Source organism: Petrotoga miotherma DSM 10691 (assembly GCF_002895605.1).
Classification (GTDB): Bacteria; Thermotogota; Thermotogae; order Petrotogales; family Petrotogaceae; genus Petrotoga; species Petrotoga miotherma.
Genome location: NZ_AZRM01000015.1, coordinates 1 through 24,888, shown reverse-complemented (window position 1 = coordinate 24,888; position 24,888 = coordinate 1). Strand labels below are relative to the sequence as shown.

The 24,888-nt window shown below is 33.0% G+C and carries 21 protein-coding genes; 6 read left to right on the top strand and 15 right to left on the bottom strand.

Annotation, left to right across the window (positions count from 1 at the left end):
* Positions 1-39: 39 nt before the first annotated feature.
* The 14 genes from X928_RS03105 to X928_RS03040 all read right to left on the bottom strand — a co-directional run bounded on the left by X928_RS03105 (position 40) and on the right by X928_RS03040 (position 16,068).
* Positions 40-1,020: an ABC transporter ATP-binding protein gene (locus tag X928_RS03105; protein WP_103078448.1), complete on the bottom strand. Its 981-nt coding sequence runs from the start codon at positions 1,018-1,020 to the stop codon at positions 40-42.
* Positions 1,007-1,993, bottom strand: a complete 987-nt coding sequence (locus tag X928_RS03100; RefSeq protein WP_103078447.1) for an ABC transporter ATP-binding protein — start codon at positions 1,991-1,993, stop codon at positions 1,007-1,009. The genes X928_RS03105 and X928_RS03100 overlap by 14 nt, the downstream gene beginning before the upstream one ends.
* A complete protein-coding gene (locus tag X928_RS03095) occupies positions 1,994-2,842 on the bottom strand; it encodes an ABC transporter permease (protein WP_245857160.1) in 849 nt (282 codons plus the stop codon).
* Positions 2,843-2,857: 15 nt separating this feature from the next.
* Positions 2,858-3,874, bottom strand: a complete 1,017-nt coding sequence (locus tag X928_RS03090; RefSeq protein ID WP_103078446.1) for an ABC transporter permease — start codon at positions 3,872-3,874, stop codon at positions 2,858-2,860.
* 86 nt (positions 3,875-3,960) lie between these two features.
* Positions 3,961-5,868, bottom strand: a complete 1,908-nt coding sequence (locus X928_RS03085) for an ABC transporter substrate-binding protein (protein WP_169926286.1) — start codon at positions 5,866-5,868, stop codon at positions 3,961-3,963.
* 36 nt (positions 5,869-5,904) lie between these two features.
* Positions 5,905-7,305: an L-fucose/L-arabinose isomerase family protein gene (locus X928_RS03080; protein ID WP_103078444.1), complete on the bottom strand. Its 1,401-nt coding sequence runs from the start codon at positions 7,303-7,305 to the stop codon at positions 5,905-5,907.
* A 33-nt stretch (positions 7,306-7,338) separates the two neighbouring features.
* Positions 7,339-8,871: an FGGY-family carbohydrate kinase gene (locus X928_RS03075; RefSeq protein ID WP_103078443.1), complete on the bottom strand. Its 1,533-nt coding sequence runs from the start codon at positions 8,869-8,871 to the stop codon at positions 7,339-7,341.
* Positions 8,872-8,900: 29 nt separating this feature from the next.
* Positions 8,901-9,539, bottom strand: a complete 639-nt coding sequence (locus X928_RS03070; protein ID WP_103078442.1) for an L-ribulose-5-phosphate 4-epimerase — start codon at positions 9,537-9,539, stop codon at positions 8,901-8,903.
* 346 nt (positions 9,540-9,885) lie between these two features.
* Positions 9,886-10,899: a carbohydrate kinase family protein gene (locus X928_RS03065; protein ID WP_103078441.1), complete on the bottom strand. Its 1,014-nt coding sequence runs from the start codon at positions 10,897-10,899 to the stop codon at positions 9,886-9,888.
* A gap of 45 nt (positions 10,900-10,944) precedes the next feature.
* The gene (locus X928_RS03060; protein ID WP_103078440.1) at positions 10,945-11,775 is read right to left on the bottom strand and encodes a class I fructose-bisphosphate aldolase; all 831 of its coding nucleotides are present in this window, start codon (positions 11,773-11,775) and stop codon (positions 10,945-10,947) included.
* A 14-nt stretch (positions 11,776-11,789) separates the two neighbouring features.
* The gene (locus X928_RS03055; RefSeq protein ID WP_103078439.1) at positions 11,790-12,308 is read right to left on the bottom strand and encodes a D-lyxose/D-mannose family sugar isomerase; all 519 of its coding nucleotides are present in this window, start codon (positions 12,306-12,308) and stop codon (positions 11,790-11,792) included.
* Between the two features lie 54 nt (positions 12,309-12,362).
* Positions 12,363-13,352: an ABC transporter permease gene (locus X928_RS03050; RefSeq protein ID WP_211286431.1), complete on the bottom strand. Its 990-nt coding sequence runs from the start codon at positions 13,350-13,352 to the stop codon at positions 12,363-12,365.
* A 102-nt stretch (positions 13,353-13,454) separates the two neighbouring features.
* Positions 13,455-14,999 (bottom strand): sugar ABC transporter ATP-binding protein, encoded by a 1,545-nt coding sequence (locus X928_RS03045; RefSeq protein ID WP_169926285.1) that lies wholly within the window; start codon positions 14,997-14,999, stop codon positions 13,455-13,457.
* Between the two features lie 121 nt (positions 15,000-15,120).
* Positions 15,121-16,068: a sugar ABC transporter substrate-binding protein gene (locus X928_RS03040; RefSeq protein ID WP_103078437.1), complete on the bottom strand. Its 948-nt coding sequence runs from the start codon at positions 16,066-16,068 to the stop codon at positions 15,121-15,123.
* A 466-nt stretch (positions 16,069-16,534) separates the two neighbouring features.
* On the opposite strand from X928_RS03040, the gene X928_RS03035 reads away from it, so the two are divergent.
* Positions 16,535-18,406, top strand: a complete 1,872-nt coding sequence (locus X928_RS03035; RefSeq protein ID WP_103078436.1) for an ATP-binding cassette domain-containing protein — start codon at positions 16,535-16,537, stop codon at positions 18,404-18,406.
* Positions 18,407-18,425: 19 nt separating this feature from the next.
* Positions 18,426-19,013, top strand: coding sequence for an ANTAR domain-containing response regulator (locus X928_RS03030; protein ID WP_103078435.1), 588 nt, complete (start codon positions 18,426-18,428; stop codon positions 19,011-19,013).
* A gap of 21 nt (positions 19,014-19,034) precedes the next feature.
* Here the strand turns inward: X928_RS03030 and era are convergent, their stop codons facing one another.
* Positions 19,035-19,955 (bottom strand): GTPase Era, encoded by a 921-nt coding sequence (gene era / locus X928_RS03025; protein ID WP_103078434.1) that lies wholly within the window; start codon positions 19,953-19,955, stop codon positions 19,035-19,037.
* Positions 19,956-20,224: 269 nt separating this feature from the next.
* On the opposite strand from era, the gene X928_RS10230 reads away from it, so the two are divergent.
* From X928_RS10230 to X928_RS03005, 4 genes are all read left to right on the top strand, one after another.
* On the top strand, positions 20,225-21,115 hold the full coding sequence (locus tag X928_RS10230) for an RpnC/YadD family protein (protein WP_103065942.1): 891 nt from the start codon (positions 20,225-20,227) through the stop codon (positions 21,113-21,115).
* 242 nt (positions 21,116-21,357) lie between these two features.
* The gene (locus tag X928_RS03015) at positions 21,358-23,874 is read left to right on the top strand and encodes a DNA methyltransferase (RefSeq protein ID WP_103078433.1); all 2,517 of its coding nucleotides are present in this window, start codon (positions 21,358-21,360) and stop codon (positions 23,872-23,874) included.
* A 5-nt stretch (positions 23,875-23,879) separates the two neighbouring features.
* On the top strand, positions 23,880-24,404 hold the full coding sequence (locus X928_RS03010) for a DEAD/DEAH box helicase family protein (protein ID WP_211286430.1): 525 nt from the start codon (positions 23,880-23,882) through the stop codon (positions 24,402-24,404).
* Positions 24,405-24,484: 80 nt separating this feature from the next.
* On the top strand, positions 24,485-24,888 hold a 404-nt coding region (locus X928_RS03005; RefSeq protein WP_169926284.1), incomplete at its 3' end, for a helix-turn-helix domain-containing protein.

Here is a 24,888-nt window from a genome sequence, read left to right as displayed (position 1 = left end):
ATGATTTTTATGCTTTTGAATTTAATTAGATAAATCAAATTATTTGAAGTTTTCATATAAAAAACATTTTACTTTTCTGTCTTTAATTGAATAATAGCCAGGTTCCTTTTCTTTACATATATCTGTAGCCTTCGGACATCTATTAACAAATTTGCATCCTTTTTGTTGATATTCTGAGATGACAGTCATTCTTTGCTCTTCGGATTCTTCTAAGGTGATTTTTTTCTTGGTAGGATCGGGTTCAAGTACTGATTCCTTCAAAAACTGAGTATAGGGATGTAAGGGTTCATCTAAAATTTCTTTTGCATTCCCTATTTCTACCAAATTACCTCTTAACATAACTCCTATCCTATCACTTATATAATACGCTGTAGATAAATCATGAGTAATATACAAAACACTTAAATTATGTTTTTCTTTTAGTTCTTTAAATAAATTTACTATGGAAATTCGTAAAGATGCATCTAGCATAGAAACTGGCTCATCAGCTACTAAAAGTAATGGATGAACAACTAAGGCTCTGGCTACTGCTATTCTTTGAAGCTGTCCACCAGAAAATTCATGAGGGTATTTTCCTTTAACTGTTTTGTAATCTAAACCAACATTTTTCAAAGATTCATTTATAAGAGATTCTATTGAGGACTTTTCCTTGGCTATATTAAAATTTTTGATCGTTTCATAGATAAAAAGATCTGTCTTTTTCATAGGATCAAATGAATCAAAAGGATCTTGAAATATTGGTTGGATATGTTTCATAAACTCGGTAATTTCAAAGTCGGCTATATTTTTGCTATTTAAATAAATCTTTCCAACTTCTGGATAAATTATTTGAAGAATAATATTTGCTAAAGTACTTTTTCCACTTCCACTTTCTCCCACTAACCCGAAAATCTCAGGAGGATCTAAAGATATTTCTAAAGTAACGTCATCAACAGCTTTAAATTCTTCTTTAGAAAGAAGTACTCTTTGAGAAAAAATTTTTGTGACGTTTTGAATTGAAAATTTTTTATTTTCTTTCATTACTTTCACCCCTTTCAAGCAAATGACAAGCGACTTGATGTCCTGGAGAGAATTCCTTCATCATTGGCGCTACTTTTTTACACAATTCAAAAGAATATGGGCAACGTGGATGAAATCGACATCCTGAAGGAGGTGAAACTAAGTCAGGAGGACTTCCAGGTATTCCTTTTAATCCTCTTTTATCTCCTATTTTTGGTAAAGAATCAATTAAAAGTTTGGTATAAGGATGTAAAGGATGACTGAAAATATCTTGTGTTTTACCAATTTCAACAATATTTCCAGCGTACATAATGGCAATTTTCGTACAAAAATTTGCCATTACGGACATATCATGAGCTACTACTATAATTGTATTTTTACTTTCTTTTTGTATTTTTAATAGTAAGCGTAATACATCTAATTGCACACCTACATCCAGTGCAGAAGTAGGTTCGTCTGCAATTATCAATTCAGGATGGAATAAAGAAGCAGCTCCTATAATAACTCTTTGTTTCATTCCACCAGATAATTGGTGAGGGTAATATTCTAAAATATTTACAGATAGTCCAAGATGTTCTAGATGGGTGCTTAATAATTTTTGGTAATTTTTAAAGCTCAAATCTTGGCTGTGAGCTCTCCATAAGTTTTCAAAAAATTTTTTAATTTTTCTTACTGGGTTTAGTACGTTCATCGAAGCTTGAGGAATATAAGAAATTTTTTTCCACCAAAAAAGGGGAATATTATCAGTTGTTATATTTGCATTAGAATTTGAATTTTTGAAGTTATAAATAACTGATCCATTTTCCAAATAAAGCGGAGGTTCAATAGCACCATAGATTGTTTTCACCAACGTTGATTTTCCACAACCAGATTCGCCTGCAATACCAATAATTTCATCATCTTCAACGGAAAGAGAGACATTTTCCACCGCTCTTGTTTTTTGAATATTATGTATGTAATAAGCATTAATTTTATTAATTTCTAACAATGCCATTTAATAATTTCCTCCTTGAACACGCATTCTAGGATCTACAAATTCATTCATACTTATTGTTAAAAGATACAAAGAAGTAAAAAGTATGATGGCTCCTATTATTGGTATAGCCAACCACCACCAAATGCCCAGTATTAATGCTTGATGTTGATTTGCCCAATAAATCGTAGTACCAATAGTTGGAGTTTGAAGACTAGTTAAACCCAAAACAGATAAAGTTACTTCTAAACCTAAAGACCATATCATATTATTAATAAAAGTGGAAAAGAAAACAGGAGTCAAATGGGGGAAATATATCTTGAAAATAATATTAAGAGTTTTCATTCCAGAAAATTTTGCAGTATAAGTTAGCTTTCTTTCTCTTAGACTTAATATTTGAGATCTGAACAATCTTGCATCCCAAGGCCATCCAAATAAGCCTAAAACCACTGCTAATAGAAAGAAGGGAAGTCTTCGAAATACCATTGCGATTAATATCATAACAAGCAAAATAGGTAGAGTAATAAAACTGTCATTAATAATCATGAGAATATTATCAGTTTTTCCTCCTCTGTAACCAGAAACCGTACCAATAAGCAAAGCTATTATCCTTGAAATAGAAGCAGTTATTAAACCAAAAATCATAGAGTTACGAAAAGCATAAGAAGTCATCCAGAAAAGGTCTTGACCTTTAGAATTGGTTCCAAAAATGTAATCTCTACTTGGTGGGCGATTAACAGGTGCATAATACGTTGAAAAAGGATCTATCGGGCTAAAAAAAGAAAGCAGAGAGAAAAAAATTATAATGATCATTAAGATGAAACCGATTTTAAATCTTACATCATTTTTTATTAAATTCACTAAATTCACAATTTCACCACCTTTTCATTTAACATATGTTATTCTAGGATCAATTAAAGGATATAATAAATCGACTATCAAGGTGCCCAAAGCGACAGCAACTATCGAAAAAATTGTAACTCCCATAATTAAATTGTAGTCTGATCTTAAAATTGCTTGATAAGCTAAGAACCCAATACCTGGGTAATTGAAAACAATTTCGACTATGAGCGTTCCACTAAAAAGCATTCCTAATTGAAGGGCTAATCCAGTTATTTGAGGTAACATAGCATTTCTCAAAATATAATTTCTAAATATTTCTTTTTTATTGATAGCGGCAAATTTGGCATAAACTACATAATCCTCCTTAATAATATGGGAAACTAAGGTTCTCATGCCTTGGAACCATCCTCCGATTCCTAGAATCAAAAGGGAAAGTGCTGGTAAAAAAGCGTGTTTGATTACAGTAACAAAAAAATTCCAACTCAATTCTGGGATTGTACCGGGGGGATATGCTCCACCTGAGGGAAAAATTGGTAAAATATAAGAAAAGAAAATTAAAAGGATTAAAGCTAATATATAATGAGGAAAAGGTCTGAATCCATTAATTATAACTTCGATACTTCTAGCCCACTTTTTATTGCGGTTACAGCCCACCACACCGCCTATCCAATTTCCAATTAGCCAAGATAAGATAGTTGTTGTACCTAAAAGTCCTATTGTCCAAGGTAAAGCATTAAATATCAAATCAGTTACTGGCGTGGGAAAAAAGGCAAAAGAAGGTCCTAGATCACCTTTTAAGAAGTTTTTCCAAAAATTAAAGTATTGTTGTAAAATGTTTCCTTCTAATCCATAAGCGATTTCTAAATTTTTTCTTAATTGCTCTACAGCCTGAGGATCTGTATATTGACCCTGACTCATAGCCCGTCCAATAGCTTGTTCTACTGGCCCAGTATCAGTAGATAGTCTAGGAAGTATAAAGATAATAGATGTACTAATAAACACAAGAATTAAAAATTGTAAAAGTCTTCTAACAATATAAGCAGCTAAATTTTTTTTCATTATTTATCCTCCTAAAACATATAAGTCTTTTTAAGGACAGCCTGCCTAAGAAAATCTTAGGCAGGCAAGAGTGTACTAAATGAATTCTATTTCCTACCAGTGGGTTGAAGTTTTGGGAACATATATTTGCTGTTTGCCCAGTTAGGAACGGGGTTGGTGTACGGATCTTCTGATGTAGGATAACCTGTCCAATAATATTCATCACAAATTGTGAATACATTATATGACATGAGGGGTATCTCAGGCATATCCCTAACCGTTAGTTTTAGAAAATCCAAGCCGAGAGATATGGTCTCTTCATAATTGAAAAAGTCAGTTTTTAGAAGATCTTCTATTATTTTGTCCAATTCATCACTTTTATATCTAATATAATTAGAGCCTGCTGAGAGTTCTCCACTTTCCCTGTAAAAATCAGAATGCCATGTTCGGAGAAAGAAGGAAAGGTCTGGATGTCCTCCCCACGTTTCTATATTCCAAGCATACGCTACTTCAAAATTACCAGGATTTAAATAGTTGGGCCAAAGAATCGCGGTACTAACTCCTTGAATTTGAGCATCAATTCCAAATCTTCTCCATTGTTCAGCAACTTTTTCTGCTCCTCTTGTTGCTATGGGTCTCCCTTCTGCTTCACAAATTATGTTAATTCTCCAGAGGTCACCATTTGGAAGCCTCCACCGTCCACGATTATCTTTAGTAAAACCTTGACTTATAAGCAACTTTTCCGCTGTTTCAGGAGAATATTTCCACCATCCGTATCCTAATGATTCTCTAATTTTCTCAGGATCATCAGGTACTTCATATCCGAATTGTTTCTTGGCTAAATCAGCAACCTGGAATGGTATTGTGTCATCATATGGGAAGAATTTTTCACCATCCACTTCAATATAAAATTCTTTCAACCATTCTTCTAATGGGTCAAAATACCATTTTAAATGGTTACCAGTAGGTGGAACAGCAATTGGCGAAATAGTTGCAGCACCATTGTATGAAGCCAAAGCTATCTCTGGCATATTCAAACTGAGTGTAAGAGCCCATCTAACTTCGGGAATGTTGTAAGGATATTTTTCATGGTTAAGTAGTAAAGCAATAAGGGTTGGATCTGGATGCCCCCAAGGAAATTCTTCGAACCACGTTACAGAGTAAGGATTATTTTGTATTAACGATATAGCAGCTTCTGGTGCCAAATCGTGAATAATATCCAATTCGTGTTTCATTTGATCTAAAACTCTACGTTCTTGTGATAACCCAATATATAAAACATAATTTGGACCTGGTTCGCCATATAATTTACCTAAGGTACTTCTCTCCCAGTCATCTCGTTTTTTCCACAAATTCCAGTATCCGTTTGGATCATACGATTCCAAAACGTAAGGGCCTAAACTAACAGGAGGATTAAATTTATAAGTTTCTGGATTTTCTACTTTTTCAAAAATATGTTTAGGCATTATGTAACAGCCAGACCATCTTACAGTAAACGTAGCATGCATCCTAGAATTTGGTTCTTTTAATTTTAATACAACTGTGTAATCATCAGTTTTGTAAACTTGATCGACATATATTTCGAAGTTTGCTCCCCAACCCATGGTAGGATGTGCTTTTAAAGTTTCAATTGTAAAAACAACATCATCCGCAGTAAATTCTACTCCATCGCTCCAATAGATCCCTTCTCTCAGTTTAATGGTCATCATGGTATAATCATCATTATAAATAGGTGGTTCCGCTGCCAAAGAGTTCAACCAAGGATCTCCTTCAATACCTGCATCTGGGTCGATATACCATAATGCATCCATACAAATCTGTTGTAGTCCTCGCGACCACGAAGGAGAACCCGGAGCCCATATATTGAAATTATCTGGATCTGTCGCTCTCCCATCGGGATTTTCAATAATTATTATTTCGTCACGTGGAATCCCTGCCATATATTCTGTTTGGGCTAAAAGAAAAGAACTAAAAATCAACATCAACGTTAAAACAAACAAGCTTTTCTTTAACATAACTTTCTCCACCTCCATCTAGTTTTTGAAATTTCTTCATACCCTTACATACTCAATACCCGCAATTTTTGCAAACAATTCCCACCTCCTTGTAGTATCTCCGATGTTAAAGCATTGGTGATGAGTTCCTCCGTTTTTGAGCCAGTTCGTCATCGCATTTCTTACGCCAGTATCTGGTTTGAAATGAAAATACGGCATTTCAACATTCGGATAATCTTCGCTGTCTATAACTTCACCTTTTGAAACAACTAATCTGAAATTTCCTTCGCTTAAAGGGGCTAAGGAAGTTATGGTTCCTTCACCTGGCTGCACGTTGAATACAACTGTTGGTGGATTGTTTAAATCTCCTATACCTAAAAATCTGTCTATGAGTTTTATTGGTTTGTCTTTTCTTGCTACTTTCCAATTACCTTCTCCCATATGGCTCATAAAAACGGAGTCTCTTTCAAAATCCATAGCATACATTTCTGTGAAATGTCCGTTATTGCCTAGGATATGTCCTATTTTTACAACCGTAGCTGCAAGGGCATCCCCTTCTGCTCCATATCCGTACCCTTTTGCCATCAAATTAGAGGCAGCCATTAACGGTAACTGTTCGAACCTTCCATCATCCTTTACAGAATCGAAGTAGATACTGTATCCATCGTAGTTGTTATCTTCGAGGAATTTTTCAATGGCAACCTGAAATTTTGCAGCAAAGTCGTGTTGGTCTTCTTCTAGTTTGGGGTCAATTTCAAAGTTCTTTGCGTTTTCTGCTTTAACATCTTCGATCTCTTTCTTTGTTACTTTTTCAAAGTAAGAATATATCTTTCCCATACTTTCATCTACTATTTCAACTCCGAGTTTTTTTAACAATGCCAATGAATCAAAGGTAATATCCCCCATCCCAGGCATTCTTCCAACAACTGCGATTTTTAAATTTTTACAAGCTTTTGCCGCTTGAGCTGCAAGACTCCAATCCTTCACAAAGTTTTTGAATTCTTCTTCTTTCCAATTTCCTGTAACCACTGGACAATTGATACCTAATCTAACTATAGCATTCATGTTATCTTGTGCCCCATGTATTCCTTGGTTGTAAGTTAAAAGTTCCATATCCCAGTCTTTTGTTACGCTAGGTAAAGGCTGAATATTTGCGAGCATTATCGGTAGATTATTCTTTTTTAACGCGGGAACAATTCTTTGACCTGGACTGTAAGTCAACATCATAATCATAATTCCATCTATTTCTTTATCGTTGTTATACGTTTGGACTATTTCTTCGATGTCTTTTCTATTTCTAGCAGGCTTAATAAATTTAAATTCTGCTATATCTCCTAATTCTTTAATGACGCCTTTAACGTAATTTGATTGAGTTTCAACTATGTTAGGATAAGTTTTGTCATACAGTTCTTGCATAATTCCTAATACTCCAATTGTGGGTTTTTTCTTATCTATCATCTTGCACCTCCAAAGATTATTTTGTTTAGTAAGTTATAATTTGGCAATTTTATGCATTATTTCTTTAGTATTGTTATATAGTTCTAAAAACAATTTGTAATACTCTTCGTATTTATCGAAATTGTCTTTATTTGTGTTTACGGTTGTTTCTATCTTTATCCAATTTTTAATTTCCTCAGGTTTTTTGAATATTCCCGTGCCAAGTCCAACGAGGAACGCATCTCCCAATGGTGCTTCAATGTTGTCGGATAATTTGATCATGTTGTATCCCGTAACATCTGCAAAGATCTTAGTCCAAAGGTCAGAATTGGCTACTCCTCCTACTATCCAGCAGTCAGGATTTAGTTTTATACCTGATTCTTTTGCGGTTTGCATGTTATGTCTTAGCGAGAAAGCAGCGGATTCCATGAGAGCCCTATAAATATGTGGTTTTTTGTGATACAAAGTGATTCCAAAAATAACCCCTCTTGCATCAGGGTCCCATATAGGGGATCGTTCTCCCATGAAATATGGTAATGCTAAGAGGCCTTCGCTTCCCAAAGGTACTTTTTTTGCTTTCATTTCTAAAAGTTCATAAGGAGAATAGCCAGATTGCTCACCAAAAGTTTTTTCCATTTGACCAAATTCATCTATAAACCAATTTACTAACGCACCTGTTGTTGCACTTCCACCAAATGTGTAGAGTAAATGATCTTCATCGACAACGTAAGGGTAATTTACTAATTGGGGAGTGGTGGGTTTTTTATCGTACAACAGAGTACCCCAACATGTGGAAGTCCCTGCCATAAAGACATGTTCTCCTTCGTTCAATACCCCAGCACTCAATTGTGCCATTGGTGCATCTATTCCTCCGGAGATTATAGGAGTGCCTTCTTTTAATCCAGTAAGTTCTGCCATATCCTTATTTAAATAACCTGCAATATCTTTTGATCTTAGTATTTTTTCTGGTAGTTTATCTATGGGGATTCCTAAAATCTTTCCCATTTCTTCGGACCAATTTTTTGTCCTTATATCAAAAACCCCACCTAAATTTCCAGCTGAGCTATAATCAGTTGAAAGTTCTCCGGTAAGCTTATATATAACGTAATCTTTAGGGCTAACGAATTTATACGTGTTTTTCCACACATCAGGTAAGTTATTTTTTATCCACATTATCTTGGTGAAACCAAAATAAGAATCAACATAATTTCCTGTTATTTCAAACAGTTTATCTTGTGATACATTCTCTTTAACCCATTGAGTTTCTTTTGATGCCCTTCGATCCATCCAAATAAGGCATGGATACAGAGGGTTCATATCTTTATCTACAGGTACACCAGCGCCACCATATAAGCCACTTAAAGATATTCCCGCTAACTCAGAAGGGTTTATATTAGCCATTTCTACGCTTTCTTTCAAGGTTTGAATGAAGGCATCTACCCATACATCAGCATTTTGTTCTGCCCATGAAGCCTTTGGTGTGTTCACTTTATAGGTCTTGCTTGCTTTTGAGATTAGATTTCCTTTTTCATCTAAAATGACAGTTTTTGTCCCAGTAGTTCCTATATCCGTACCTATTAAGTACATACGTTGCCCTCCTTAAACTCTTTATTTCGTCATTTTTGACCGTAGTTACTATGATGAAATTCATATAGTCGTTTTGCTTCTTTTTCATCCAAAGGTTCTGGATTTCCAATAGTCCTAGCAAGATAGGCTGTTTGTGCAACCTCTTCCAAAAAAATTGCTTTTCTTATAGTTTCATTGATATCTTTTCCCATGACTATTACCCCATGTTTACTTAAAAGAACTGCTTTTGCTTGATTAACAACTTCAATCACAGCTTTACCAATTGCCTCAGAGCCTACAGGTGCATAGTTTGAAACAGGTACTTGCACCCCAAAAACATCCGCATGTGCAGTGCTGTAAACAGGTATTGGCTGTGATAGCAATGCAAAAGCAGAAGCATAAGGTGAATGAGTATGAATGATACTCCCCACATCAGGTAAGTTTTTATAAAGGTAAAGGTGGGTAGCAGAATCAACAGATGGTTTTAGTTTGCCTTCTACTGTGTTTCCTTCCATGTCCAGAACTACCATATCTTCGACTTTCAATTGATCATATGGTATTCCAGAGGGTTTGATTATTACGTGATTGTTCACTTTTACACTGACATTTCCACTGGTGTAGGCAACTAATCTGTATTTTTCAAGATTCATGTGGGCTTTGTATAGTTCTTTTTTCAAATCTTCGTACATTCTCCACTCTCCTCTTTGATATAAAAATTTATGTTTCAAAACTGCTACAAATAAGATTTTTAGAGTTAACTTGTATGATAAAAATATTACGACATGTATATATTATTCTCAGTTAGATTTAAATTTGTACATACTAATTATATACCTATATTTCTTGAAAGCAAAATGTAATTATTAGCAATTACAGGTTATCTCGTCTGTTTAGAGGTAATTAAATTGGATTAACAACTTAAATCTCAATTTTTGAAAAAAATGTAAAAAAATAAAACCCTGGTTAGAATTTTTCTTTAACCAGGGTTTGAAGTTGATTGTATGGTTCAAAATTGTTTATGCATTTTCTAAAAGATTAACTTTTTACATTCATCTCTCTATACAGTTTCATCATGATTTCTATATTCTTCACGCCATTTGTTGTTCCACTTTTTGAAAGGCAAGCTGTAGCAGTGGCTGTTCCAACTTTTAAAGCTTTTGATATATCCCATCCTTTATTGATAGAATATAATACTCCCGCACAGAATGCATCCCCTGCTCCTACTGTCCCTTTTATATAACCTTTAGGTAGATCAAAAGAAGGTTGTATATAAAAGTTGTTTGTTTCATCTAGTGCAAAAGCTCCTTCAGGAGAGTGGACTATCACCCATTGCTTAACTCCTATTTCTTTTAATTTGAAGCATATGGGTTCGATGTTATCAACGATCAATTTATCTTCTGTGTCCCTTATTGGTATGTTGGTTGTTAAAGAGGCTTCTATTTCGTTGATGGTACAATAATCTGTGTACTTTAAAGAAGGAGGAATGATTTTAGAAAACCTATCAGAGTTTTCACTTACCAAGTCCAAGGATGTTTTTATTCCTTTTTGTTGAGCCGTTGCTAACGTTTTTGCCAAAACAGTTCCATAGTCGGGATCTGATGAGTCGAGTTTCTCTAATAATAAAGGATATCCAACATGTAATATTTTAGAGTTGATTCTATCAAAGTCAAAATGAGTAATATCAAGTAGAGAGTTTGCACCTCGATAGTGAAAGAATGTCCTTTCCCCTGTTGATTCAACGATCATATCGTCGGTGAAAGAAGTCCCTACCTCATTTTGTTGAAAAACCATTTCAGTATTTATATTATTTTCTTTTAATACTTTTAAAACGTATTCTCCCAGCTTATCATTCCCAACTACCCCGATTGCTTGAAGGGATAAACTTTTATCCATCTTTGCTAAGTCTATTAAAGTATTGGGAACAGCTCCTCCCACAGAATACTCTATGTTTAAAATATTGGCTAAACGTCCTACTTTTGGATAAGTATCAACAATTTTGATATAGTCAAAAACTATTATTCCTCCAATTGTGATTCCTTTTCTTTCCATTTTTTGGGTTCTCCTTTTTTATTAAAGAGGGATAGTTTCATCTGACTATGCTAAGTTATATTTTTTGATTACTTCTTCAACATTGGCATTATTATGGACTATCTCTTTTAATCCCATGATGAGAGATTCCATTTTGGGATTTTGCCAAACATTTCTTCCGAATACTATTCCTTTTGCTCCTGCCTTGATAGATTCTTTTGCTACCTTAATAACACCTTCTATGTTATTCATTTTAGGGCCACCAAGAACAAAAACGGGTACTTTTAAATTATTAACTAATTCTTTAAATTCAGTTTCATCGTCTGTATATGGAATCTTCAATATATCTGCTCCAAATTCAAGTGCCATTCGTGAGGCATGTTCTATAAGCTCAGGATCATTCTTCTTCTCTTTTGGTATGCTATTGCCCCATAAGACAGGTTCAACCATGAGCGGTATATTCCATTTGTCGCACTCATTGGCTACCTTTTCCACAACTTCTATACTCTCCATCTGGATATTTTCTTTTTCTCCCCAAGGCAGTAAGACTTTGACTACATCAAAAGCATATCTTATGGCAAATTGAATATCAGCTATTAGTTTATGTCCAATCGTATCGCCGCTACCTCCAGGAATCGTCGAAGGTAAGGGTAAATCCATAGTTAAAATTCTACCAGGAGCATCTTTTGAAGTAAAAAGATCAGTTGTTATCTTTGATATACCTGGGCTTATCAACGTTCCATCTATTCCTATATTTATTAGCTTTTCCAAAGTTTTAACAGGATTTTGTAGTCCCGAAACATTTCCCATCACCAGCCCGTGATCTATGGGAATAATAACTGATTTTCCGCTTTCTGGATTCAAAACACGTGAGAGTCTCAACTCTTTTATGCCCATTCTATTACCTCTTTTCAAATTCTTTTAAAGTTTGGATCTGTAAATATATCAGTTGCATCGTCACTGTGAGAAGAAAATTCTGAAATAACGGCACCTTCTTCTCCAGCCTTGAACCAATGTAGTGTATTTGGAGGTATGGTGTATTGTTCTGCTGGGTTTAAAATTATTTCATGAGGTGCTGTGAAATATTCATTTGGTGGTTGTACATGCCAAGTGTTCTTTTCTCCCTCAACGAAAAGAAATACTTTACCATATCTGCACCTGAAGGTTTCTTCTTTTCCAATATCTCTATCATGAGGTGGATGCTTATGTTCAGGACATGTTTGATTAGGCAAAAGGACCATTTCTTTAGCACAGTATCTATCGGTATTTACATAGGTAACAATTTCAAGACCTAGTTCTTCGACATTTCCTAATCCTCCATCAACGATCTCTATATTTTCCTTTTCATCTTCTCTTAGAGCGATACCTGCTTTCTCAAAAAGTTCTAAACTTTTCTTTTTGACTTTTTCATATGTTTCTTTGTCCAACATAGATTTAAACCTCCTTTGGATTTTCCTCTATGAATTGAAAATTATATTGTATTATTATTCACTCCAAAATTTTTTAGTTATTGTAGATGGTAAAACAGCTACTAGAATTACAAGCCCTTTTACTACTTGCTGTATATAGGGTGAAACATTCATAATAGCCATACCATTATTTAAAATTCCCATCAATAACCCCCCTAGAAGGGTTCCTATTACCCAACCTTCTCCACCGAATAAGCTTGTTCCACCTACTACCACTGCAGCGATAGCATCGAGTTCATAACCTTGTCCTGCATTGGGTTGAGCACTCCCTAATCGTGAAGTCATTAGCATACCTCCGAATGCTGCGAAAAAGGAGCTTAAAGCAAATACAGAAATCAAAATTAGTTTGACTTTTATTCCTGAAGCATATGCTGCTTGAATATTACCTCCAGTAGCATAGACACTTCTTCCAAAAGTTGTGTAAGATTGAATAAACCAAACACAGAAGGTAGCTAAGATAATTACTATAAAAGGAGTAGGTATTCCAAGAATAGAACCCTGTCCTAAAAATTCAAAAGAATCAGGGAGTCCCCAGATAGGAGCACCGTTAGTGTAAATTAATAAAAGACCTCTTCCTATTGACATTGTAGCGAGGGTAGCTATAAAAGGTGGTAATTTTCCATAGGTTACGACCAGGCCATTAAAGATGCCAAATGCAGTTCCAGCGATTAAAGCCATTATAGCACCAGTCAAAACATTCCCTCCGCTAGCAAGAGTAGACCCGGCAAAAACAGCGCCAGCTAATCCTGCTACAGAACCTACAGATAGGTCGATACCCGCAGTTAATATTACAAACATCTCACCTAATGCCAATAAGATATTAACAGCTGATTGCTTAGATATTGTCATAAAATTTGATAGGGTAAAAAAATATTCTGTTTCAGCAACCGAAAAAAATAAGATAACTCCAATTAAACCAAAAATTACACCATATTTTCTTAAAAATTCAAGAGAGCTCATTTTATTTTTATTTGCTGTTTTTTTGGTTGATAGTATTTTTTCCATTTTAGATTCTCCTTCTCTTTGATAGTAAAAAAATGGATTTTAACTTTAAAGCTGGGTTTTTATTAATGTGAAATTTTTTGATATTTTATTATTTAAATGTCATTAATTGTTTATTACTTCGAATTCTTGAGAGTTAATATCTTCTTTCCCTTTTACGGCTAGTGCTAATATCTCTTCTTTAGTCGAATTTTCAGGATACAGAGTACCAGTAATTCTACCTTCACTCATTACTAGGATTCTGTCACATAAATTGTGAATTTCATCAATATCAGTTGAAATCAACAAAATGGCGATTCCTTTACTAGATAATTCATAAATTTTCTTGTATATTTCATATTTTGCTCCGACATCTACACCTCGTGTTGGTTCATCCATTATTAACAATTTAGGCTGACGAACTATCCATTTACCAATTACCAATTTTTGTTGATTTCCTCCACTAAGGTTTTCAACTTTTTGATTCAAGTTACTAATTTTGATATTCAGCTGGTTGATTGTACGATAACAATCTTGTTTTTCTTTGTTGATTTTTAAAATTCCGTATTTGGCAAAAAAATCAAGATTAGGTAGAGTATAATTTTCCTTAACACTTCTTTTTAAAACCAAACCTAATGAATGCCTATCAGCAGGAACATAGAAAATACCGTGTTTTATACAAATTGATGGATTTTTAGGGAAAAATCTTTCACCATAATAATGAATATTTCCACCATTTATTTTTCTTAAACCAAAAAGCGATTCACCCATCTGGGTACTTCCACATCCCATTAATCCACTTATTCCTAAAATTTCTCCTTCATGGATCTCGAATGTAATTTTTTTAAAATACGAAGAGGTTAAATCTACCACTTGTAAAACTATTTTCCCAGAAGTTTTGTTGATTTTCTCCGGATACTTGTTTGTTATTTCTCTACCGATCATTTTTGAAATTAATTCATTAATATTAATTTTATTTACAAAGTCGTTGTAAACAATTTCGCCATTTCTGAGTACAGTGACTCTTTCTGCAATTTGAAATATTTCTTCTAATCTATGAGAAATATATAATATGGTTACTCCATTTTCCTTTAAAGTTTTTAAAATAGAAAATAATATATTTGTTTCTTCAATTGATAAGGCAGCTGTTGGTTCATCTAAAATTAGTATTTTAGGATTAAAGGACAAGGATTTAGCAATTTCTACAATTTGTTTATCTCCGATACTTAAGGAAGAAACTCGCTTTTCAGGAGAAATATGGTAAACTCCCATTTTTCTTAATATTTCTCGAGTGAGGGATATTAACTCCTTTTTCTTAACTAGATAATTTTTATTTGTTTTTGAAGAATTCCATCTTCCTAAAAAAATATTTTCATAGACACTCAAAGTAGGAACTAAACTGGATTCTTGATGCACCATTACTATTCCTTCATGTAAGGCTTCACTCGGAGAGTAATGATTTCTTTTTTCTCCATTTATTATTAAAGTCCCTTCTGTAGGTGAATGTTCACCATAAATAATTTTCATTAAAGTGGATTTGCCTGCCCCATTCTCTCCAACTATAGCATGAATTTCATTTCTATTAATTTTTAAATTAATATTTTTTAAAACTTTCACGCTTGAAAAAGATTTTCCGATATTTATCAATTCTAAAATGACATCTTCATCCAAACATATCACCCCGTTTCACTATATTAAAAAGGTATATTTCCTACATAAATCATTTTTGTAGCTATTAATGTGTTTATCAAAGAGAGGAGTTTAAACTCCTCTCTTTCAGTTATAATTATTATTAATGCCAGCCATCAACTGATGTTTCTAACCATTCATCAACGTTATCTATAGTTACTGGTACAACTTCCATGAAATATCTTTTTGAACCATCTGGAGTTTCTATTTTAAAATCTTCTGCTAACAAATAAGCGGCTGTTACGGCCATTGCTGTCATTTTTCGAGGCTGTTGTCCAGCTTCAAAGGCTATATAATCGCCTTTTTGCATTGCATCTAACCCAGCGGGAGAGGCGTCTACAGCAACTATGAATATCTCGTCTTTTTCATAGTTAAACATTTTTAGAGCTTGTACAGTTCCCAAGGCCATAGGATCATTTTCTGCATATATAGCATCAATCTCATGAGGATGAGCAGTGAGAATAGCTTCAGCTGCGGCCATTCCATCTGCCATATTAAAATCTCCATTTTGTTCAGCTACTATTTCGATGTTTGAATATTTTTTTATTTCGTCCATAAAACCATCGGTTCTTTCTCTCATAACACTTAAACCTGGAGTCCCATAGATTATAGCAATTTTTCCTTTTCCATTCAATCTATCAGCCACATATTCAGCAGCTAATTTTCCAGCCATGTAGTTATCTGATTCAATATCTAAAGAAATTAATTCACTATCTACTGTTCGATCAATACACACAAAAGGGACACCTGCTTCATATGCTGCCTCTGCTGCCGGAATTAAGGCTTTAGAATCTGTTGGATTAATTACGATTGCATCAACATTTCTTTGAAGAAGATTTTCTACTTGAGAATGTTGTGTAGCACTATCATAGTTAGCATCAAGAACTGTAATATCTATTCCTAATAACTTAGCTTGTTCTTCAGCCGCATTAGCCATAGTAACAAAATATGGATTATCCATGTTCCCTAAAACCAAACCTATCGTAAAAGCATGAAGAAACACTGGTAGAAAAACGATGCTTACAAATAACACGAAAACAAACTTTTTCATACTTTTTCCTCCTCTACTAAATTTTGTTGTGGTAGTATACTTCTTGTTTTTTTTTAAATTCTTACTTATCAATAATTTATTACATCATTAATCACCTCCAGAAATCATTATTTTTCATTTCAATTTTTGTTTGTTTTAAATAGAAGATGTACTAAAAAAATTAAACGTGCGGATGACTCTAAATAAAAACGCCTTAATATATCTTTTTAGATATACTAAGGCGTTCATGACCTCATATTATTAAATTTTTTATTAAATATTGTCATCCCACCCTTGAGGATGAACTACTAAAGAAATTTAATCATATTTTCATTTTTATGTCAACTCTGATTAAAAGCAATTACAATAGGTTAGAATTAATTAGAAGGAAATAAAGCCAAATAATAAGAAAATCCTTAGTTTTTCTAATAAATATGAAATTTGATATAATAAAAAATGAAATTATTCGATAATGTGGTGATAATAAATGTCAAAGAAAATTCTGAAATTTATAAATTTCTTTGTCAAGGACCAAGGAAATGAGGTTCTAAAAAATATAAATTTAGAAATTCAAAAATCAGAAGTTATTAGTATTTTAGGACAGGATGGCTCTGGGAAAAATGCTATTATAAATGGACTAACTGGTAAATTTCAAGTTAGTGGAAATGTGTTATGTAGGGGAGAACTAGTAAAGGTGGGGATACTCAATTTAAGAAAACATGGAGTAGAATTTGTAGATCAAGATCTCAAATTATTAGAGAATCTCTCTGTTTCAGAAAATTTGTTTTTAGATACTTCATATAAGAAGAACCAATCGATTTTTTATTTTAAAAGAAAAACCCAGAAAGCGGTGGAGGAACTTTTAAAAAAGTATAATTTGAACTTATCACCGTATATGAAAGTAGGAGATCTCACGTTAGAAGAAAAGAAAAATTTGGCTTTTGTGAGGGCTTTTTCTGTTAATCCAGATGTTCTGATTCTATACGAACCAGCTGAGAATATTTCTTTAAGTTCATTGATGAATCTTCACAATATGATAAGAACACACAAAAAAGAAGGTAAAAGTGTAATCTACATAACTAAACAATGGGAAGATGCCTTGAGAATCGCTGATAAGATCGCAATATTGAATGAAGGTGAGATTGCGGAGATTTTGGACTCCCAAGAAGTAAAAAATAATCCTAAAAAATTGATAAATAAAATTATGGGAATTAACTCCGATGACAATAATGTAAATTCTGAAGAGAGACAACTAATTGAATCAGTCTTTGAAGCAGCAGAATACTTAACATCAGAGTATGAGCTAGATGATCTTATGAAACTGCTTGCAAAAAATGCTGCAAAGGCGATGAAAGCAGAGGCATGTGGAATATCTCTGATGGATGAGGACACAAACGCAATAATAGACAAAGCTTTTTACAAACGAAATAAAAACGTGGAAGTTGAACCGAATGAATCAGAAATCTTAAATTTAATCGGCGATGAAAAAGTTTATTATTTTTCAAAAAGAGATAGAGGATTCGAAAAATTCTTTAAAATCAACAAAGATATTAATAGTTTTATATGTGTTCCTTTGTACATAAGATCAAGGTTGAGTGGCATAATCCATATTTATTACAAAGAAGTATATATATATTCTGAAGAAGAGATAAAGTATTTAGAAACTATAGCTCATCAAGCTGCGTTAGCAATTCATGACACAAGGTTAGTTGGAAGTTCTGTATTGTTACAAGAGAGTCATCATCGAATCAAGAATAATCTCCAGTCCATAATTAGTTTGATGTCTTTGTATAAGATGTCCAATAAAAAAGATTCGAGAAAAGATGTAATAGAGATGCTCGATGATTTAATGTCGAAGATAAAAAGTATAGCCGCAGTCCATGATTTGTTGTCAAAAGATAAATTGGGTAGAAGTATTATCAATCTCAAAGAGATGATAACTAAGATAGTCAAATTTATGAGCAGTACAAGAGAAGAGACTAAATTTAACTTTGAATTGGACGATATTTTCGTTTCATATAGCAAGGCCTCTGCGATAGCTTTGGTGGTGAATGAGCTGGTTACTAACAGTCTAAAGTATGCTTTTGTTGGTAAAGAAAATGGTGAGATTACTATTATTTCAAAATTCGATAATGAATCAATAAAACTAGTGATTTCAGATAACGGAGTAGGTTTCCCGCAAAATTTCGATATTCAAAATACTCAGGGGCTTGGTCTATCGATTGTATATTCTATAGTTACCAAACAGCTAAATGGGGAGATATATGTAGAAAGTGCTAATGGTGCCAAAGTACGAATTAGGATCCCAGTAAAACAGATTAGTAAGAATATTTCCATCGAAGAAATGGAGAAAATTTAAAGATGTTGGGGGTAAAACAATGAAGGACTTGAAGGTACTGATCGCCGAGGATGAATACCTAATTTTAATGGGGTTAAAAAGCAACTTAGAAAATTTAGGATGTAAAGTAATAGGAGAAGCTACAAACGGTAAAGAGTTGGTCAAATTAGCTTTAGAAAAAAAGCCTGATTTGATTATAGCTGATATCAATCTACCTGTTATGGATGGTTTGGAGGCATTAAGAAGGATAAGTGAGAAGGTTTTTATTCCTACATTAATTGTAAGCGGTTACGATGATGAAGAATTGATCGATAGAGCAAAAAATCTGGGAGTATTGGGATATCTAATAAAGCCAATAGATGAATCAGATTTGAAAGCCGAAATTGAAATCGCTCTTTCTAGATTTGAGGATATTAAGAGTTTAAAAAATGAATTAGAAGTAACCAAAGAAACTTTGGAATCAAGGAAATTAATAGAAAAAGCCAAAGGTATCATTATGGAAAGATTACGATTGAATGAAGAAGAATCTATGAAATTTTTGCAAAAAAAGAGTAGAAATTCCAACAAAAAGTTAGTTGATGTTGCGAAGGAGATTATAGAAGCTGACAAGGCTTTTAGAATTGATTAAATTGCACACAGCAGTCTATTTTCAATCTTTTATTTCTTCTACTTTGTATTCCATAATGTTATTTAAAATATTTTCATTGTCTCTCCATTTGTCACGAACCTTTACGTAAAGATCGAGGTAGACTTTTCTTTCAAAAAGTTCTTCGATGTCTTGTCTTGCCAATTGGCCGATCTTTTTAATCATACTTCCGTTTTTACCTATTATAATAGGTTTCTGACTTTTCTTTTCAACATAAATTTCTGCTCTTACGTACAAAACGCCATTCTCTCTTTCTTTCAGTTCTTCTATAACTACACCGCTTGAATGAGGAATCTCTTCCTTTGTTAAATGAAAGATTTTTTCCCGAATTAACTCAGAAATGATGAACCTTGACGGTTTATCGGTGATCATATCTTCTGGGTAGTATTGTGGACCTTCGGGTAATAAATCTATAATACTTTGTTTTAATTCAGAAAGATTTTTACCTGTTAAAGCGGAAATTTCAATGGTTTTAACTATATTTGAAGACAAACTTTGTATTTTTTCAGTCATCAGGTTAATTTTCTCTTTATCTTTTATTAGATCAACTTTGTTCACAAGAAGAATGGTAGGAATTTTTGATTTATCGACTATTTCAGCAACTCTTAAATCTGAATTTCTTAAACCATCCTTTGTATCGATTATAAAAAGTATTAGGTCAACGCCTTTCAATGCATTTATTGCGATATTGACCATGTATTCCCCGATTTTTCTTATAGGTTTGTGAATACCCGGTGTGTCGACAAAAACTATTTGGTAATGATCTTCCGTTAATATGCAGTTTACTCTATTTCTTGTAGTTTGTGGTTTGTCAGAAACAATGACCACTTTTTGACCCATCAAAGCGTTTATCAATGTTGATTTTCCTACGTTAGGCTTTCCAGCCAAGGCCACGAAACCACTTTTAAAACCGTTATTTTCCATATTTTCCTCCAAAGACTATATTTGATAAAATCACACTCATTATTTATATTCTAGTTTAGTATTAAGCAAAAGTCAAGTTATAAAAGGTAATTTGTCAAAATTTCTACAATCATTAGTATAGTTAAACAAATAAATGGTATAATCAAATTAACAGAGAAAATACTTGCCAATTTTATAGGCGGGCTGCAGAGAGAAGGGGCGTTAACAAAAACATATGGTATAATATAACTAGTTCAACAAACTATCGTGTAACCAAAAGGTGGGAGCTGATGAAAGGCACCAACATAACTCGCAACCGTCAGGACATTATCTTCAAAAAGATGTCGGAACTATTCAAAGATGAAACCCTCAAATATTATGAACTGAACTTACCAAAGATAATCTCAGTAAAACCAACAGAACTACCGGTAATAAACGTATCAGACAGAAACATGGATTTTGTATTCGAACTAGAAGACAACTCACTGTTACACTTAGAATTTCAAACTACGTGGAAGAAGGCAGACTTACTAAGATTTGCACAATACGACATAGCGTTATACCAAAAAGAAAGAAGAAAGATAAACACGGTAGTAATATACTCAGGGAAATACGAAAGTGCAGAAAATGAATTGGACATGGGATCAAATAAATATAAAGTTTTACAAGTATTCATGATAAAATACGATGGAATAAAAAGGTACAAAGAAATAAAAGGAAAGATAGAAAAAGGAGAACCACTAACGGATAAAGACTTAATGGATTTAGTATTCTTACCCTTGATGAGAAACGAAAAAAGCGAAGAAGAAGTGACAAAAGAGGCGTTAGAGTTAGCGATTGAGATACCAGATGAAAACAAAAAAGAAGCGGTAATAGGATCGTTATTAGGGTTCTCAGACAATTATGTAAGGGAAGAGTATCTAAACAAACTGAAAGAGGTGATACGAATGACAAAGATAGGAGCCTCATTATTTGAAGAAGGCGTGGAAAAAGGTAAAAGAGAAGGTGAAAGAAAAGGCAAAATTGAATTTGCAATTAGAATATTAAGCAAAAGATTTGGCAACCAATTAACTGAAGAGATAAAAGAGAAAATAAGAAAAGCCAATGAGAAAACGCTAGATTACATAGGGGATAACTTGTTAGAAATAACAATAGAAGAACTAAAAGAATTGTTAAAATAGTTGTAATAGGATGATCCGTTACTCATCAGAAGTATCTATACTGTAATTGTATTGTTGAAGATATCACTCTTTTTTTATGAGGAGTGATATCTTTTTTTAAAGTATTTCACTAATAATTTTTTATTATAAAATAGCTTAATGTTATAATTTATAAAAAGAACATAAAAAGTACATAAAAGAAATCTGTTAAATGCTTAGAATAGTAAAGTTAATTACCGTTAAAATTAAAAGGAGCGAGCAATATGACTAAAGAAGAAATTAAATTTTTCGATGCATTGGAAGACATTTTTGTTGGGGCAAAGGTAGAAGGAGAATCAGGATATATTAATTTAATGAGAATCAAATCAAATTACTACAAAAAGGGAGTATTCCCACAACTTAAAAAGGATATAGATGATGCCTTAAAACCATTTCCTAAGTTCAGGGGAGAATTATTTGATAAACTTTATACATTTTTCAATCGCTACTTCTCTGAAACAGGTTCAATCTACTTCAGGTACACACCATTTCATCAAAATGTCTACGAAAAGGTATATACAGACGATAAAGATGTTATCTTATTCTGGAAAACACACATGCTATATTATGTTAAAACAGATAGATTATTCAAAAATTTAGAAGTAGAAATAGACGATCACAAGTATTATTTTGATGTTTCGACATTAGAGTATAAAAAAGCGAATGAAAAAAGAGAAATAATATACGAGTTTAAAGAAGGAAGAAAAGATGGAATGATGTTTTTCAATGTATTATACTCAGAAAGAGGAAAGAAAACAAAGATCGATGATATTTTAAGGTCCTTGAAAAAAGAAGGGATAACAACAACTGAAGAGGAGTTAAATAAAGCCTTCAGAGTCTTTGAAAAACAAAGTGAAGTAGATTACTTTATAAACAAGAATGCAAAAGAATTTTTGAAAGAACAGTTTAATATTTGGTTATATCAGTACGTTTTTTCTGGAGAGAGTGAATGGACAGAAGAAAGAATAAAAGAATTGCAAGTACTGAAAGACATAGCGTTTAAGATAATAGATTTTATTTCACAATTTGAAGATGAGTTAGTAAAAATATGGAACAAGCCAAAGTTTGTTTTAAATTCTAATTATGTGATAACTCTTGACAGGATAGCCCAGAAAGATATAGAAATTGTAGAAAAGATAATGAACCATGAAGGATTTGAAGAACAAGTAAAAGAATGGAAAGAGTTAGGGATTGTAGATAAAGAGCTTAACAAAAACAATATTTTAGAAAACAGTATAACAGGGAAACAATTAACTGAAAAGTATAAACATCTCCCAATTGACACTAAATATTTCAAAGATTTAGAACTCAAGATTTTAGATCTTTTTGATGATTTAGATAATTCCTTAGATGGTTGGCTTATAAAGAGCGAAAACTATCAAGCACTAAACACAATTCTTCCTAAATTCAAAGAAAAAGTACAGACTATATATATTGATCCGCCGTTTAATAAGGATCAAGATGCAGATTATTTCTATTCAGTGAAGTATAAAGATAGCAGTTGGATAACTTTGCTTGAAAATAGGTTGCTGTTATCAAAGGATATTTTGAATAATAAAGGAAGTATTTTTGTCAGATGTGACTATAATGGGAATATGTATGTCAGGCTTTTGATGAATGAGATTTTTGGTGAGGAGAATTTTAGGAATGAGATTGTTATAAAGAGAGGGTCTCCTAAAGCTGGATTATTTACCCAATTTGGAGAACAAAAATCAATAGGAGTGACTTATGATAATCTCTATTGGTTTTCTAAGATTCATAAAGCAGGATTTCCTGGATTTATGGGAGAACCAACAGAGAAACAGAATCAAGGTTATTGGACGAGCTTTACAAAAATTTATGATAGACCAACTATGAGATATGAAATCCTAGGAATTAATATTACTAAAGGACAGTGGATGTGGGGGAAAGAAAGAGCTTTGAAAGCTGCTAAAAATTATGATGAATATTTAAAAGAAAAAGAAAAAACTAACGAAAGCTTAGAGGAATATTGGAAAAAAACTGGTAAAAAACTTGATTTTCTAAGAAGAAAAGGGAATACAATTCAGTATTGGGTAGCACCAAGAGAGAATGTACTTTTAGATAATACATGGACAGATATACCTGGCTATTCGTCTGGTTGGGGGTTTAAAACAGAAAATTCCGAGATTCTTCTTAAAAGAGTAATAGAATCAACATCAGAAAAAAATAGTTTGGTTATGGACTTTTTCCTAGGCAGTGGCACAACCACAGCTGTTTCCCACAAACTTGGTAGAAAATGGCTTGGTGTTGAGATGGGAGAACATTTTTACAGTGTAATTTTACCAAGAATGAAAAAAGTTTTGGCTTACGATAAATCTGGTATTTCAAAAGAAAAAGATGTAAAAGAGAAATACAATCAAAATAATGCAGGTGGCTTTTTTAAATACTATGAGCTTGAACAATACGAAGATACTTTAAGAAAAGTAAAATATGAAGATTCAACACTCTTTGATAATCCGTATGAAGATTCATACAATCAATATGTTTTTATGAAAGACTTAAAGATGCTCGAAGCTCTTGAGATTGATTATGAAAACAATAAGGTAAAAGTAGATTTATCTAAGCTATATAAAGATATAGATATTGCAGAAACATTATCTAACTTAACTGGCAAATGGATAAAGAAGATTCACTCGGACTACGTGGAATTTGAATATGGTGAGAAAATAAACTTAAAAGACTTGGATTATAAACTCATAAAACCTCTGATTTGGTGGTGAGCAGGTTGGGAACATTATTACAAGATATGATAGAAAATATACGATTTGAAGATCTACCGGTTACGTGGAATACTTTTGATTTTGAAGGGTTTTCAGAAAGCAAAACTCTTTGGGATTATCAACAAAATGCAGTAAGAAATGCTATCAAGGTATTATGGAAGTATTTTGAGGATTTTGTAGATTATCAAAATAACGAAAGTTTGGAGATGAACAAAGTAAGAAAAGAAAAGCTTTTTAATTGGTACAAAGACAATGGCCTAGATAGTGATTTTGATTTTAAATTGACAAATAAAAGCAACTACAAGCTTTTGGCAGAATATTACCCTCAAGTAGATGATAACAGGCTTTCTTATGAGAACTTTATCAATCGCATGAGTTTTTGGATGGCCACTGGAAGTGGTAAAACGCTTGTTATCATAAAACTAATTCAAATTTTATCAGAATTAATTAACAGGAAGGAGATCCCTCCACATGATATTCTCGTTTTAACCCATAGGGACGATTGGTTCTCTTCCAAAAAGTGTGGGTAGAAAAAATGAAACATGAACAAATGATTAAATAATCTGGTATCATGTAAGAAAACACAAAAATACACAAGGAGTGATGCCAGATGAGAAAAGAGCTACCAAAATTCTTTGAACAGATACTGAATATAACAGATCCATGGTACATAGAAAAGATAGAGCAACAAGGAAATACAATCAACATATATGTGGATTTCAAAAAAGGTGCAAAGTTCGAATACAACGGTAAATATTACAGTGCATACGATACGGTTCAAAGAAGTTGGAGACACTTAAACTTATTCCAATATGAAACATATATACATGCTAGGGTACCTAGGATAAAAACAGATGATGGGACAAAGACTGTAGAGGTTCCTTGGGCTCGAAAAAACTCTGGATTCACCTTATTGTTTGAAGCGTTTATTCTCGAGTTGTACAATCACATGACGGTTGCTGAGATAGCTAAAAAGTATAATACAACCCAAAATAGATTGTGGAGAATATTAGA